16 protein-coding genes are annotated in these 14,714 nt (G+C 61.4%); 8 read left to right on the top strand and 8 right to left on the bottom strand.

Annotation, left to right across the window (positions count from 1 at the left end; all coding sequences use genetic code 11):
- Positions 1–225: 225 nt before the first annotated feature.
- The 6 genes from LUB09_RS19325 to LUB09_RS19300 form a co-directional block, all read right to left on the bottom strand.
- Positions 226–1,584, bottom strand: coding sequence for a DUF1329 domain-containing protein (locus LUB09_RS19325; protein ID WP_231423439.1), 1,359 nt, complete (start codon positions 1,582–1,584; stop codon positions 226–228).
- Between the two features lie 26 nt (positions 1,585–1,610).
- On the bottom strand, positions 1,611–3,401 hold the full coding sequence (locus LUB09_RS19320) for a DUF1302 domain-containing protein (protein ID WP_231423438.1): 1,791 nt from the start codon (positions 3,399–3,401) through the stop codon (positions 1,611–1,613).
- Positions 3,402–3,842: 441 nt separating this feature from the next.
- Positions 3,843–4,754 carry an SDR family oxidoreductase gene (locus tag LUB09_RS19315; protein WP_231423437.1) on the bottom strand — a complete coding sequence of 304 codons (912 nt, stop codon included), beginning with the start codon at positions 4,752–4,754 and terminating at the stop codon, positions 3,843–3,845.
- A gap of 443 nt (positions 4,755–5,197) precedes the next feature.
- Positions 5,198–6,106, bottom strand: coding sequence for an alpha/beta fold hydrolase (locus LUB09_RS19310; protein WP_231423434.1), 909 nt, complete (start codon positions 6,104–6,106; stop codon positions 5,198–5,200).
- Entirely contained in the window at positions 6,106–6,888 is a 783-nt protein-coding gene (locus LUB09_RS19305; protein WP_231423433.1) for a class II aldolase/adducin family protein, read from the bottom strand. Before LUB09_RS19305 ends, LUB09_RS19310 begins: the two co-directional genes overlap by 1 nt.
- A 179-nt stretch (positions 6,889–7,067) precedes the next feature.
- The gene (locus LUB09_RS19300) at positions 7,068–7,523 is read right to left on the bottom strand and encodes a flavodoxin (protein ID WP_209984709.1); all 456 of its coding nucleotides are present in this window, start codon (positions 7,521–7,523) and stop codon (positions 7,068–7,070) included.
- Between the two features lie 127 nt (positions 7,524–7,650).
- Here LUB09_RS19300 and LUB09_RS19295 point away from each other — a divergent pair, with 127 nt between their 5' ends.
- Positions 7,651–8,118: a PAS domain-containing protein gene (locus tag LUB09_RS19295; protein WP_231423431.1), complete on the top strand. Its 468-nt coding sequence runs from the start codon at positions 7,651–7,653 to the stop codon at positions 8,116–8,118.
- A 58-nt stretch (positions 8,119–8,176) separates the two neighbouring features.
- On the top strand, positions 8,177–8,782 hold the full coding sequence (locus LUB09_RS19290; protein WP_209984714.1) for a hypothetical protein: 606 nt from the start codon (positions 8,177–8,179) through the stop codon (positions 8,780–8,782).
- A 2-nt stretch (positions 8,783–8,784) separates the two neighbouring features.
- Here the strand turns inward: LUB09_RS19290 and LUB09_RS19285 are convergent, their stop codons facing one another.
- A complete protein-coding gene (locus LUB09_RS19285; RefSeq protein WP_209984720.1) occupies positions 8,785–9,744 on the bottom strand; it encodes a MerR family transcriptional regulator in 960 nt (319 codons plus the stop codon).
- Between the two features lie 213 nt (positions 9,745–9,957).
- Here LUB09_RS19285 and LUB09_RS19280 point away from each other — a divergent pair, with 213 nt between their 5' ends.
- The 6 genes from LUB09_RS19280 to LUB09_RS19255 are packed head-to-tail and all read left to right on the top strand — an operon-like array spanning position 9,958 to position 12,885.
- A complete protein-coding gene (locus LUB09_RS19280) occupies positions 9,958–10,515 on the top strand; it encodes an antibiotic biosynthesis monooxygenase (protein WP_209984723.1) in 558 nt (185 codons plus the stop codon).
- 57 nt (positions 10,516–10,572) lie between these two features.
- Complete coding sequence (gene folM, locus LUB09_RS19275; RefSeq protein ID WP_231423430.1) at positions 10,573–11,283, top strand: dihydromonapterin reductase; 711 nt, start codon at positions 10,573–10,575, stop codon at positions 11,281–11,283.
- A gap of 20 nt (positions 11,284–11,303) precedes the next feature.
- Positions 11,304–11,864 (top strand): GTP cyclohydrolase I FolE, encoded by a 561-nt coding sequence (folE, locus tag LUB09_RS19270; protein WP_209984729.1) that lies wholly within the window; start codon positions 11,304–11,306, stop codon positions 11,862–11,864.
- 2 nt (positions 11,865–11,866) lie between these two features.
- Entirely contained in the window at positions 11,867–12,238 is a 372-nt protein-coding gene (folX, locus tag LUB09_RS19265; protein ID WP_057007329.1) for a dihydroneopterin triphosphate 2'-epimerase, read from the top strand.
- 16 nt (positions 12,239–12,254) lie between these two features.
- Positions 12,255–12,551, top strand: coding sequence for a DUF1244 domain-containing protein (locus tag LUB09_RS19260; protein WP_057007330.1), 297 nt, complete (start codon positions 12,255–12,257; stop codon positions 12,549–12,551).
- Positions 12,544–12,885, top strand: coding sequence for a HopJ type III effector protein (locus LUB09_RS19255; protein WP_209984732.1), 342 nt, complete (start codon positions 12,544–12,546; stop codon positions 12,883–12,885). The genes LUB09_RS19260 and LUB09_RS19255 overlap by 8 nt, the downstream gene beginning before the upstream one ends.
- A gap of 660 nt (positions 12,886–13,545) precedes the next feature.
- On the opposite strand, the gene trxB is transcribed toward LUB09_RS19255, so the two are convergent.
- A complete protein-coding gene (gene trxB, locus LUB09_RS19250; protein ID WP_209984735.1) occupies positions 13,546–14,508 on the bottom strand; it encodes a thioredoxin-disulfide reductase in 963 nt (320 codons plus the stop codon).
- Positions 14,509–14,714: the final 206 nt, after the last annotated feature.

The following is a 14,714-nucleotide window of genomic DNA, read 5'->3' as shown; positions in this document are numbered from 1 at the left end:
TTTATTGTGATGAAGCCTGACGCGTACCCTAGTCCTGGGGTTGGTGGTTGTTGAAGAAGTATTCAGCGGGGTGATTGACGGCCATGCATAAAAGCCAGGGTGTACACACTCCACTGTGAAAGGGAGCTTGCTCCCGATGGCGGTGGGTCAGTCGGCTCGCTTGTGGCTGATGTACCGCTATCGGGAGCAAGCCCCCTCCCACAGTGATTGCATTTCACCTCACCTTCAGCGCACGCCTTCGGAGCGCAATGCTGCGGGGGTGTAGTCGGCGGCCTTGGCGGCGAAGCCGAACACGAAGCTGCGTTTCTCCTCGTTCTTCATGCCCAGGGCGATGTAGCGCCCGGCGATGAGGTCATACAGGGTTTCGACCGTGTAGGCCGGCACCTGGTGGTCGTAATAGAACTGCGCATGACCTTCGGCGACGCGCCACAGTTGGCCGCGACCGTCGTAGTGATCCACCAGCGCCACCTGCCAGCTGTCTTCGTCGATGTACATGTGGCGCTTGGCGTAGATATGCCGCTCGCTGGGCTTGACCGTGCCGACCACTTCCCACACGCGGTGCAGCTCGTAGCGGGTGAGGTCCTGGTTGATGTGGCCGGCCTTGATGATGTCGTCGTACTTGAGGTTCGGCGAATCGAGCTTGTAGCTGTTGTAGGGAATGTACATCTCTTTCTTGCCCACCAGCTTCCAGTCGTAGCGGTCGGGCGCGCCGGAGAACATGTCGAAGTTGTCGGTGGTGCGCAGGCCGTCGGAAGCGGTGCCCGGCCCGTCATATGACACTTGCGGTGCACGCCGCACACGGCGCTGGCCGGCGTTGTAGATCCAGGCCAGGCGCGGCTCCTTCACCTGATCGAGGGTTTCGTGCACCAGCAGCACGTTGCCCGCCAGCCGCGCCGGGGCCGTCACCGATTGCTTGAAAAAGCTCAGCACGTTGGCCGCCTTGGCCGGGTCCATGTCGGGGATGGCCTGGGGCACTGCCACTTCTTCTTCGAAACGGATCGGCGTGTAGCTGCCGTTGGTCTGCGGCGTGGCCTGGGTGATGATGCGGCGCAGGTTGCCGCCGTGGTAACGGGTGATGTGGTTCCACAGCACCTCGACGCCAGTCTTGGGAATCGGGAACGCGTAATAGCGGTTGCCGGTGAAGTTCTCCAGGCCGTTGCCGTCGTTGATCGCCTTGACGTTCAACGCGCTGCGCTTGATCGACTCGTAGATGTCCGGCGGCAGGTTTACCGTACGGTGGCTGGGGTACACCGGGATCTTGTAGGTCTCGGGGTAACGCTTGAACATCGCCACCTGGCCGTCGGAGAGTTTGCTCTGGTACTTATCGACGGTGGCGGCGGTGATCACGAACAGTGGTTTTTCACTGGCAAACGGATCGGCCAGAAAGCCTTTGCTGTCCACCGCGCCGGCGTTTTTCGGGATGCCGCCGGTCCAGGCCGGGATCGAGCCGTCAGCATTGCCGGCCTTTTCGGCACCGACCGGCGTGAGGGTGGTGCCCAATTTGGCGGCCTCTTCCGGCGAGACCGCCGCCATCACGTGAGCGGCCAGCAGACTCAGGGCCAACGCTGCAATTGTCTTACGCATAAGTTCTTGTCCTTCTTTAAGCCAAATCAGAAGTTCACGCCGAAGCTGAGGGCGAGGAAGTCGCGGTCGGTCAGGGTGTTGTAGTCGCCGCCAAAAAAGTCGGTGTAGCTGAGGCTGGCGGTGTAGGTGCTGCGGTAGTCGGCATCCACGCCGACGCTGATGGCCTTGGCGCCCTTGTTGAAGATGCCGTTGGGGCCGTAGCCGGCGACGTCATGGGACCAGGACAGGTTGGGCTTGAGGTTCACCCCGGCAATCGCGTTGTTGTAGTCCAGGATCGCCCGCGCGCGGTAGCCCCAGGAGGTGGAGGTGACGAAGCCATCGGTGTCACCCTGAAACCCGTAAGCGCCGTACACCGAGTCGCGGCCGTAACGCAGCTTGGCTTTGTCTTCCAGGCCGGCAACGTGCACCACCGCCGCCTCGCCCACCAGGGTCAGGCGCTCGGCGCCCAGCACCTGGTCGAAAAACTGGGTCATGGTGCTCTGGATCTGGGTGATTTCCTTGCGCCGGTAACCCACGTTATCGGCGCCGAACGAGCTGCGGATGGGCGAGGCGGTGTTACCGGCAATCGGGTTGATCAGCGCCAGGGTCAGGTCGGTGGTGTTGAGTTGCACCGGGGCGTTGGGGCGGTAGCTGATTTCCCCGGTCCACGCCGTGCCGGTGGGCAAGGTGGTGGAGAAGCTGGCGCCGAACAGGCGGATGTCCTCGGGATAGTCGAGGTAATACTGGCCGCGGCCGAGCATCAGACTTTGCACCAGGCCCGCACCGGAGCCGGGCGCCAGGCGGTTGGCGGCACCTGCAATGGCGCCGAGGGTCGCAAGGCTGGTGTTGTTGGTAAGGGTGCCCACGGTCGGCGTGCGGCTGTGGTAGTTCATGAAATACAGGCCGTACTCGGTGTCGTCGCCGAGCCAGCGCAGGGCCGCGCCGAACTGGCCGGAGTCGCGCGCATCGCGGTCGCCGGCACGCCGTACGATCACGCCTTCATTGGTCACGCCGAAACCCTGGCCGAATGCGGCTGCCACCGGTTGCAAGGGCCGGATCGCCGGGCTGCCGACCGTGTAGTTATTGGTGCAACCGTCCGCCGCCACATCGCCGCCAAAGAAGGTGCCGCAGTTGTCCAGCACCGTCTGGTCCCATTCCAGTTGGTAGAAGCCTTCGACGGTGAGCTGACTGGTGAGGCTTTGGGAGGCGAACAGCATGTTCACCGGGATCAGGCCTTCCTTGATCTCGGCGCCCGGGCGGCGGAACGCGGAGACGTCAACCGGGTTGATGCTGTTGATGGAGTTGCCGATAAACGTGCTTTCGCCCCAGCTGACCACTTGCTTGCCGGCGCGCACGGTGCCCGGCAGGTCGCCCAGGGAATAGTTGTGATACACGAAGGCATCGAGGATCTGCGCGCCACTGGATTTGGCGCCCTCTTTGCGGTTGTGATCGCTGATGGGCTTGAACTCGCGGTCTTCGTCCTTGAGTTCGAAGTCGTACCAGTATTTGCCACGCACGAACACGCCGGTATCACCGTATTTCAACTCGAGGTCGTGCAGGCCTTTGAAGATTTTCGAGAAGGTCTCGCCTTTCTTGAAGTTGAGCCGCCCGTCATCGCCCGTGGAGGCCTGGCCACTGCCACCGTTGACGGTGCCCACCAGCTTGCGGTCGGCATCACGCATGCCCCAACTGGCGCCCACCGACAGCGACGAATCGAATTGCCCTTCGATCTCGCCGATGTTGAACGAAACAGCCTGCGCCTGGGCGCAGCAACCCAAGGCAACCGCAGCGGCCAGCGCCTGCGGCGTGAAGATGGCGCGCATTGTTGTTTTTGTCATGCGTCTTCCCCAGTGAGTAACAGAAGGCTTCACCCTACTGCCGCCCGTGGGGAGCGATAAGCGCACCAAGGAGGTATTCGTGTTGTCGTTCGAAAGGATTAACGGCCACGCTGGCCGGGCTTCGGGCGCGGGCATGCAGCGGATGGATGGAGTCTTATCAAAGGGATGGATGAATCGTTACCAATTTTGTAATAGTCCTTGTCCCAATGAGGTATTACTCATTCTGTAACAAACGACTATTCTGGCCGGGCTTTAAGAGCACTGCGCTCGCTCCCACCCCAGGGTGCAAAGCCGGATTCAACTTGATTGATGTTTTTATTCAATCGGTTATCGGTGTTCATTGACGTTTATCTGCCGCTCCTTGGTACAACGTCTTACTTCAGCCGCTGCATTTGCAGCGGCTTTTTTTTGCCTGGGGATTAAAGGACGATCACGCAACGATCAGAGGCTGTACTTCTGCAAATTGGCCATCATCTCCTTCAGCGCCTCGATGTTGTCCTGCGGATGGGCGGCTCCTTCGAAGTCGCAGATCTGTGCCCAGTGCGCCGCCACATCCTCGGGCGAGAAGCCGGCCTGCGGATCAAAACCCACCCCCAGGCTGCGCTCCCAGCGGGTCTTGCCGATCCAGCCACCGCCGACTTCAAACAGGCCCGAGGTGTCCTGGCAGGCCTCGCTGCCCAGGTACACCACCAGCGGGCTGACCAACTCCGGCTTGAGGCGCTCGAACACCTGCGGCGGGATCAGGCCTTCGGTCATGCGCGTGCCGCCGGTGGGGGCAATGGCGTTGACCAAAATGTTGTGCTTGCGCCCTTCCAGCGCCAGGGTGCGGGTCAGGCCATACAGCCCGAGCTTGGCCATGCCGTAGTTGGACTGGCCGAAGTTGCCGTAAATGCCCGAGGTGGACGCGGTGAAGATCACCCGTCCGTACGCTTGCTCACGCAGGTGCGGCCAGGCGGCGCGGGTGACTTTGTAGGCGCCTTCGACATGCACCCGGTAAACCAGGTCCCAATCGCTGTCCTCCATCTTGTGGAAGGTTTTGTCGCGCAGGATGCCGGCGTTGTTGACCACCACGTCGATGCGACCGAATGCGTCCATGGCGTTCTGCACAATCCTGTCACCGTCGGTGACCGAGTCATGGTTGGCCTCGGCAGTGCCACCGGCTTCGCGGATTTCGGCAACCACCCGATCGGCCGCCGAGGCGTTGGCGCCTTCGCCCTGGGCGGAGCCGCCGAGATCGTTGACCAGTACCCTGGCCCCGTGCCTGGCAAACAGCAGCGCATGGGCGCGGCCCAACCCGCCGCCGGCACCGGTGACGATCACGACCTTATCCTGGAACTGCACTGACTCACTCATACCGAACTCCACAGGCGACAATGACAATGGTTCGAGTGTCCGGCACCGGGCGTGCGGTCACAATGAACACGGCCGCGGCTGAATGGTGCGCGATAAGGCAGCGGGATGATTGCGGGGCAAGCCCTAATGCCGTTCAGTTAAGCGCAGATTCCCTGTGGCGAGCAGGCTTGTCCTGCGTTGGGCTGCGCAGCAGCCCCAAAACCAGACGCTGAGCCGTATCAGGTACACCGCGTTTTGCTTGATTGGGGGCGCTTCGCACCCCAACGCGGGGCAAGCCCGCTCGCCACAATAAGCCCACAAGAGCCCTCTTGATCGTTCCCACGCGTGGGAACGATCAAAATTTCCTTAACTGAACGGCATTAGGGCAAGCCCGGTTGTTGTGGCTATGGCGAGCGCGCTCGCCACAGGGATATTGGTTGGCTGAAATAGGCTTACCCAAGGCTTCATCGCGAGCAAGCCCCCTCCCACACGGTGGCGCGTGCGATGTGCGCGCGAAACATCAGGTAGTGTTTGAGCACCTGCACCGGCGCTTCGATCTGCGGGTAGTGGCCGATATTGGTCAGCAGCACGGTATCGGCGTGGGGCACCAGTTGATGGTATCGCTCCACCATGTGTGCGCCGGAGATCGGGTCGACCTCGCCATCGATCACGCGCAACGGCACATCGCCCACTTGCATGGCCGCCACCCAGCGATCGCGCAGGGTACGGCGCTGGGGCACGTAGGCGATGAGTTTGTGCAGGATGCGCGTGCCGTCGTTGGCGCTGATCAGGCTCCAGAAATCGTCCAGAGCGCTTTCGCTGGGGCGGGTCTGGGGGCCGAAGATCTGGCTGAAGCTGTTGGACAGGGCGTTGCGCCCAAAGGCGCGGCTGATCATCCACCCCAGCGGGCTGAGCAAAAGCTTTTGCAGCAGCGCCGGGTGATGGGTTTCGGGAAACAACCCGCCGTTGAGGAACACGCAACTGGCCATCTGGAAGCGGCCTTCGTAATGCCGTGCCAGCAGTTCCTGGGCGACACTGTCGCCGTAGTCATGGGCCAGCACATGCACGGGCTGCTCGATCCCCAGGTGCTGGAGCAGCGCCTGTTGCAGATCGGCCTGCTCCAGCAGGCAATAGCCATGATCCAGCGGCTTGGCCGAATCGCCAAAGCCGAGCATGTCGCAGGCGATCACCAGGTTGCGCTGGGCCAGGGGCTGCCACAGGTAGTGCCAGTCCCAACTGGCGGTGGGGAAGCCATGGATCAGCAGCAGCGGCTCACCCTGACCGGCCACCCAGTAACGAATGGTATGGCCGCGAAAGTCAAAACTGCGGCTGCGCTTGCGCCAGGCACGCAACGGGATCTCGGCGAGTGGCATCAGGTTTTATACCCCGGGTCTTGCAGCTCGAGTTTGCGCAGCAGCGCAGGCCAGGCCAGCGCGCCGCCCAGGCCCTGAGCACTGCGGGTGACGGCGGCGGCCATGGCCTTCGCGCCGGCGAGAATCTGCGGTTCGATGGCGATTAACTCTGCGCCGCCGGTTTGCGCCAGTACCTGAATATCACAGGCCCGCTGAAAGATGAACATCATCAGGAATGTATCGGCAATGGTGCTGCCGCAGGTCAGCAGCCCATGGTTGTGCAGCATCAGAAAACCGTTGTCGCCCAGATCGGCCTGCAGGCGGACCTTCTCCTCGTGGTTCAGCGCCACGCCTTCGTAGGCGTGGTAGGCCAGGCTCGCCAGCACGAACAACGATTGCTGGCTGATCGGCAGTACCCCCTGCTTCTGCGCCGCCACCGCCACGCCGGCAGCGGTGTGGGTATGCAGTACGCACACCACGTCATGCCGCACTTCATGAATGGCGCTGTGAATGGTGTAGCCCGCAGGGTTGATCTCGTAGGGGCTGTCCATCAGTTTATTGCCGGCCTGATCGACCTTGACCAGACTCGACGCGGTGATCTCGTGGAACATCAGCCCATAGGGGTTGATCAGGAAGTCTTCGGTGCCCGGCACCTTGGCCGAGATATGGGTGAAGATCAGATCGTCCCAACCGTGCATCGCCACCAGGCGATAGCAGGCTGCCAGATCGACACGCGCTTGCCATTCGGCGGCGCTGACCTGGTCTTTGACATTCGGTGGCGATAGAACGGGGGATAGGCTCACGGCGATGACCTCCTTGGCGCATTTCTTATTATTTTTTTGAGTGATGGGCCAGTCTAGTCAGACACCCTGGCGCGATGAGTTGCCTTCGCAGCCAGCTTGATGACCGTGCGAGTCAGTTGTAAGAATAGTCCAGATCAGGGGTCGGCGGCGTCAGAGAAGCGCCGCCAGAAAAGCCGCAATCAGCCGCGCAGGGCCGTTATCAGCTCGCTCAGCCAGGGCTCGGCGTCGGCTTCCGGGGTGACGCTTTCGCTGGCGTCCAGGCGCAGCATCGGCAGGACTTCGCGCACGCCAAGCTCTGCGAAGAGTTCACGCATCTGCTCGCCACCACCGCAGAAGGTGTCGCCATAGCTGGCGTCGCCCAGGCCGATCACGGCGCCCGGGAGTCCGCGCCAGGCGGCGGGCAGTTGGTCACGGATGCTCGAATACAAGGGCTGCAGATTGTCGGGCAATTCGCCCATGCCGGTGGTGGAAGTCACGGCCAGCAAAGCCTCGGGCGCAAATGCCTGCACCTCTGCCAGGGTGGCGCGAGGGTTGTGCCAGGCTTCGAAGCCGGCCGCATTGAGGATGCCGACGGCGTGGCGGGCGACTTCTTCAGCCGTGCCGTACACTGAGCCGGAAAGGATGGCGACTTTCATCAATCTGATCCTGTGGTTGAGTGAAAGCCTGGGATATTAACAGTTGAGGCATATAGTTCGGTGCGCCCCGTGCAACATCCTGCCGGTGCCATAAACTGCCCTTTGAAAACACGCTTTGGACCGCTTAATGATTAACCCCAACCTGATGCAAATGGTGATCAACGCTTCCAACGACGGCATCGTGGTCGCCGAACGGGAAGGCCGAGAGACGCCGGTGATCTACGTCAACCCGGCGTTCGAGCGTCTGACCGGCTACACCCTCGATGAAATCCTCTATCAGGACTGCCGCTTCCTGCAGACCGGTGACCGCGACCAGCCGGGCCTGATAGCAGTCCGCAAAGCCATGCAAGAAGGCAGCCCCTGCCGCGAAATCCTGCGCAACTACCGCAAGGACGGCACGCTGTTCTGGAATGAGCTGTCGCTTTCTACCCTGTATAACGAGGCCGACAAGCTGACGTATTTCATCGGTGTGCAAAAGGACGTCACGCTGCAGGTCAAGGCTCAGCAGCGCGTCGCGCAGCTTGAAGCGGAACTGGCCGGGGTCAAGGCTGAGCTCGCAGCGCTGAAGGCGGCGGCCGGATCGAATAAAGTTTAGAAAACGTGGGCATTAGAATGGATAATCGCCCCTTACTCTTCCTCATTGAGCCCGATCAATGTCACGCGAAGCGCTTCTGACTCAGGATGAGTTGGATTTCATTCAGAACATGCAGCACAACCCCCAGCTCAATCTAAGGGATGCATCGTCGAGCCTGACGGTCAATGGCGGTGCGCAATTGCGCGACCTGCTCACCCGGCTGGCGGCTCACGATCACGTCACGCTGCAGGCGCAATTCGACAACCAGCAACTCACGTTCCCGCTGCATCTGGAGGAGGATGAGTTCAATGCGGTGCATTTGCGAGTCGGGGTGCCGAGCATCTTCGAAGACGGGCCGATGATCCGCCCGTGGCGCCTGGCGCTGGATACACCGGTGGCGCTGGAAAACATCCGCGGCACCCCCGGCGCACTGTGGGTGCATCAGGTGTCATTCAAGGGCGTGCTGGTGGAGATGCGTGGCCGGGTCAAGCCGCCCAAGAGTTTTTCGCTGTGGTTCAGCCCATCGGGCTACGAGCGAATTTCGCTGCGCGGTGCGTTCGAGCGGGAGACGGCGCGGGGCCTGTTCGCCTACCGCCTCAGCCAGGGTGATGCGGATGAAACCGAGCGCCTGCGCCAGTTCATCCTGCACGAACACCGCCGGGTGCACCCGCATATGCACGCCTGAATTCAGGCATCCAGCTTCGCGCCGATAAACTGCTGCAAGCGAGCCTGCATCAACTTACCGTCATTGCCCAGGCAGCCGATGGTGGAATCCACCAGGCCTTCGCGGGCCAGGTCCGACGCGTCTCCGGCCAGCAGCAACGGGCAGTCCAGGGTCAGCGCCAGGCGTTTGAGGCGCAGCGGCAATTCGCTGCCAGGCGCGTGATTGGAAAACAACACCAGTGCGCGCGGTCGGGTCTTTTCGCACACCAGCGTCAACTCATCGAACGGCTGGCCCACGCCCAGCACCTTGACCGAGAGTTGATCGCTGCTCATCAAGACCCCTGCCACCAACAATTCCAGCTCACGACACTCTCCGGCAATGGCCGCCAGCAACACACGCGGCGCCGGAGAAGCGCAGGCCAGTCGCAAGCGTTTTGAGGTACTGGCACGCAGAAAGTTATCGAAGAACAACCATTCACTGGCCTGGCCGAAGCGGCCTTGATGGCGCAACAGGTCGCTCCACAGCGGCATCAGGATGCCTTGGAACGCTACGCTGGCCGGGTAAGTCGCAAAAATCCGGCCGTAGAGGGTGTCCAACTGGGCATCGTCAAAAGCGCTGATCGCAAGCATCAACTGCGCCTGCCAACTCGGCCATTCTCCCTCTTCGACCGGGTTTCGCTCAGCGCGCACCACCACGGCCTGCTGGTCATCACGGGCGATGATCTTCGCGACCTTGCTGACGGCCAGGCCGCGTTCGATCCAGTCGAGGATGCGATTGACCGTGTCGATATCCGCCCTGGAGTACAGACGATGCCCACTTTCGGTGCGTGTGGGCTGGATCAGCGCATAGCGCCGCTCCCAGGCACGCAGGGTAACGGGGTTGACGCCGGTCAACCTGGAGACTTCACGAATCGGAAACAGCTGGTCGGAAACGGAGTCGGCAACCGGAGCGATTTCGTGAACAGGAGCAATGGTTTCGGACATCAGGCGGCCACGACGTACGTGAAATTGGATCCCATTTAACGCTTTTATACCGTGGTTTTTCAAGGACCGTGCCTATCGGACCAATGTCGCTGGTGTATTCGCGCAAAACAGGAATAATCCTTGCCTGCCTTTTCAACAGAGCTGCAACACCCCGCAGCTTCGTTTGTGCGCCACCTACCCGGTTCAGCGCACCCGTACATTCGGAGATACACAATGTCTACCTCACCCGTCACCTTGATGGTTGCGCGCCGTGTGGCCAAAGGGCGCTATGAAGAACTGATGGCCTGGCTGCGCGAAGGCGAGCAACTGGCCACGGACTTCCCCGGTTACCTGGGCTCCGGCGTACTGGCCCCGCCGCCCCATGACGATGAATTTCAGATCATCTTCCGCTTCGCCGATGAAACCACCCTGCACGCCTGGGAGTTTTCCGCCTCGCGCAGTGCGTGGCTGAGCCGTGGCAGCGAGCTGTTTGCCGACCCGTCCGAACACCGCGTGCGCGGCATCGATGGCTGGTTTGGCGCAGCGGGCGCGCGACCGCCGCGCTGGAAACAGGCGGTGGCGATCTGGCTGGCGTTTTTCCCGGTGTCGCTGCTGTTCAACTTTGGCCTGGGGCCGCTGCTGGGCGAGCTGGATCTGGTCCCGCGCATTCTGATCAGCACCCTGGCGCTTACGCCGTTGATGGTGTTCTGGTTCATTCCTCTGTCGACCCACCTGCTGGCCAACTGGCTCCACCCATCGCCGCCGTCCAAGGCCACGCAAGCTCCGGCCTGAGTACAGGGAAGGCCGGTCGCTGGTATAGTTTCAACCTGCCCGCGACCTGAGCCTCCCATGACCGCACCCCTTGCCCCGATCCTGATCACCGGCGCTGCCCAGCGCGTCGGCCTGCATTGTGCCGAGCGCCTGCTGGACGCGGGTCAGCCGGTGATTTTCAGCTACCGCAGCGAGCGCCCGGGTGTGCACGCGTTGCGCGAGCGCGGTGCCACAGGCCTGTTTGCCGACTTCTCCAGCGAGGCCGGGATTCTTGCGTTTATCACCGAGCTGAAAACCCATACCGACTGCCTGCGTGCAATCATCCACAACGCCTCGACCTGGGTCGCGCCAACGCCGGGCGACGAAAGCCGCGCGTTTACCGACATGTTCAGTGTGCACATGCTTGCGCCGTATCTGATCAACCTGCATTGTTCAACCTTGCTGCACCGCTCGACACCTGCCGATATCGTGCATATCAGCGATGACGTGGTACGCAAGGGCAGCCACCGGCACATCGCCTATTGCGCCACCAAGGCCGGGCTCGACAGCCTCACGCTGTCGTTTGCCGCGCAGTTCGCGCCGCTGATCAAGGTCAACGGCATTGCGCCGGCGATGGTGATGTTCAACGAGGGCGACGATGCCGCTTACCGCGACAAAGTCCTGGCCAAGTCGGCCCTGGGCATCGAGCCCGGGCCCGACGTGATCTACCAGAGTGTGCGTTACCTGCTGGACAACCCCTATGTCACTGGAACCACCCTGACCGTCAACGGTGGGCGGCATATCAAGTAAGCCGTTTTCGAGGATGTTGTATGACTGTATCCCTGCCCCACCACTATCGCGAGATCCTCAAGGGCCTGGGTGAAGACCCGGAACGCGAAGGCCTGCTCGACACCCCCAAGCGCGCCGCCAAGGCCATGCAATACCTGTGTCATGGCTACGAGCAGAACCTGGAAACCATCGTCAACGGTGCGTTGTTCGCGTCCGACAACGATGAGATGGTGATCCTCAAGGACATCGAGCTGTATTCGCTGTGCGAGCACCACCTGCTGCCCTTTATCGGCAAGGCCCATGTGGCCTATATTCCGACCGGCAAGGTGCTGGGCCTGTCGAAGCTGGCGCGCATCGTCGACATGTTCGCCCGGCGCCTGCAGATTCAGGAGAACCTCACGCGGCAAATCGCCGACGCCATCCAGAGCGTAACCCAGGCCGCCGGCGTGGCCGTGGTGATCGAGGCCCGGCACATGTGCATGATGATGCGCGGCGTGGAAAAACAGAATTCAACCATGAACACTTCGGTGATGCTCGGCGCGTTTCGCGAGTCGAGCACCACGCGCATGGAGTTCCTGCAACTGATTGGACGGAGCAAGTAGCAATGCCACAACTTCAACCAGGCATGGCGCGCATCCGGGTCAAGGACCTGTGCCTGCGTACCTTTATCGGCATCAACGAGGAAGAAATCCTCAACAAGCAGGACGTGCTGATCAACCTGACCATCCTGTATGCCGCCCAGGCAGCCGTGCGCGACAACGATATCGACCACGCCCTGAACTACCGCACCATCACCAAAGCGATCATTGCTCATGTGGAAGGCAACCGCTTTGCCTTGCTCGAACGCCTCACCCAGGAACTGCTGGACCTGGTGATGGGCAATGAATCCGTCCTGTATGCCGAAGTCGAAGTGGACAAGCCCCATGCGCTGCGCTTTGCCGAATCGGTGTCGATTACCCTGGCGGCCAGCCGCTGACAGTGAAGTGAGCCCTATGAACGACCAACAACGCCTCGAACTCGAAGCCGCCGCCTTTCGCCGGCTGGTGGCGCACCTGGACAGCCGCAAGGATGTACAGAACATCGACCTGATGAACCTGTCGGGCTTCTGCCGTAACTGCTTGTCCAAGTGGTACAAGGCCGAGGCCGACGAGCGCCAGATCGAACTGAGCCTGGATGACGCCCGGGAAGTGGTGTACGGCATGCCCTACGCCGAGTGGAAAGCCCAGTACCAGCAAGAAGCCAGCGCCGACCAGCAGGCCGCGTTTGCCAAAGGAAAAACCCATGACTGACCTGAACACCCTGCGCGCCAGCCTCAACAGCGGCGAACACCTGTTTGCCGACACCCTGGCGTTTATCGCCGCCGGTTACGACTACCAGCCGCAAGCCTTCACCAATGGCAACGTGGAAAATGCGGCCGGCCAGAACGAAGGTTCGTGCAAGACCTTGGGTTTGGCGTTGCTGGAAGGGTTGAGCGACCAGCAAGCATTGCTGGCGTTTGGGGAGCATTACCGGTCGGTGATGGCGACGCCGGAGGGCAGTGACCATGGCAATATCCGGGCGTTGATCGAGCATGGCCTGGCCGGGGTGAAGTTCACCGCGCAGCCCCTGACCCGCAAATCCTGAGCCAGACATAGATCAACATGTGGGAGGGGGCTTGCCCTAATGCCAGTCAGTTAAGCGCCGCTCCCCTGTGGGAACGGCGGTGCGACGATTCGACTTGCCCGCGAAAGCGGTGGGTCTTCAACATCAATGTTTGCTGGGCCGACGCCATCGGGAGCAAGCCCCCTCCCACATTTTGTACAGCGTTCGGCAGACATTTCGGTCGGCTCTCAGGCCGCCACGCTTTTGCTTTTGCTTTTGCTTTTGATCTGGAAGCGCCCCGTCAAACACGCTGGCCGAACGCAGATTTTGGAGCGTGGGTAACCCGGCAGGACGCCGGGTTAGCCGCGCTGGGCCAAGGATGGCCCATCGCGGCGGCCCACGCTCCAAAGCCTGAGTGAGGGCACACCGAGCCTGGGCGAGGTGCCGAGTGTTGGGGCAAGAGCGTTTTGCTTACTTTTGCGCTTTTCAAAAGTGAGCCGCCGTAAGGGCGGAACCCTAAGCCGCCGTTACCGCACAAACCGATAGGTACACCGAAAAGTCGCACCGCTCGTTGCTTCGAGCATCACGCTGGCTTAACTGAACGGCATTAGGGCTTGCCCCCTCCCACATTTGTCTTGCGGTGTGATTTAGATTGGGCATAAAAAAACCGGCCTCTCAGCCGGTTTTTTCAGTTCAACAGGTTTAGAACGACGCGTCCTTCAACCCATCGAGGTAGCGCTCGGCGTCCAGGGCCGCCATGCAGCCGGCGCCGGCCGAGGTAATGGCCTGGCGGTAGACGTGGTCGGCCACGTCACCGGCGGCGAAAATGCCGTCGATGTTGGTGGCTGTCGCGTTGCCTTCACGGCCGCCCTGCACCACCAGGTAACCGTCCTTGGCGTCCAGCACGCCTTCGAACAGCGAGGTGTTCGGGGTGTGGCCGATGGCGATGAACACGCCGTCGACTTTCAACTCGTCGAAGCTGCCGTCGTTGTTCTTCAGGCGTGCACCGGTCACGCCCATGTTGTCGCCCAGGACTTCGTCCAGGGTGGCGTTGAGCTTGAGGATGATCTTGCCTTCAGCGACACGCGCGTGCAGCTTGTCGATCAGGATCTTCTCGGCGCGGAAGGTCTCGCGACGGTGCACCAGGGTCACGGTGCTGGCGATGTTGGCCAGGTACAGCGCTTCTTCCACGGCGGTGTTGCCACCACCGACCACGGCGACCGGCTTGTTGCGATAGAAGAAACCGTCGCAGGTGGCGCAGGCGGACACGCCTTTGCCCATGAACGCTTCTTCCGACGGCAGGCCCAGGTAACGGGCGCTGGCGCCGGTGGCGATGATCAGTGCGTCACAGGTGTACACGCCGCTGTCGCCGGTCAGGCTGTAAGGCTTCTTGGAGAAGTCGACTTTGTTGATGTGGTCGAACACGATCTCGGTTTCAAAGCGCTCGGCGTGTTCCTTCATGCGTTCCATCAGCGCCGGGCCGGTCAGGCCGTGCACGTCACCCGGCCAGTTGTCGACTTCGGTGGTGGTGGTGAGTTGACCGCCCGCCTGCATGCCGGTGATCAGCAGCGGCTTGAGGTTGGCCCGGGCAGCGTAGACGGCTGCGCTGTAACCGGCAGGGCCGGAACCGAGAATAATCACTCGCGAATGACGGGTATCAGACATGACTCACTCCTGTCGACCGCCCGCAGAACAGGACGGCTGGAATAAAAAAGGACTGCGAAGCACTTGGGGAAGGCTTGAACTCGCAGATCCTGAAAATGATGGGTGCAGCGTATAGAGGGGGGCAAGATTAAGGAAATACGCATTAACAATCCAGCTCATAGGTGGTCTCTATGCAGTCGACTTGACTCATCGACGGCTTTGTAACT

This window comes from Pseudomonas sp. Leaf59 (assembly GCF_920984685.1).
In the GTDB taxonomy this organism is placed as follows: Bacteria; Pseudomonadota; Gammaproteobacteria; order Pseudomonadales; family Pseudomonadaceae; genus Aquipseudomonas.
Note: the sequence above shows the minus strand (reverse complement) of the source record. Positions and strands in the feature narration are given on the sequence as shown.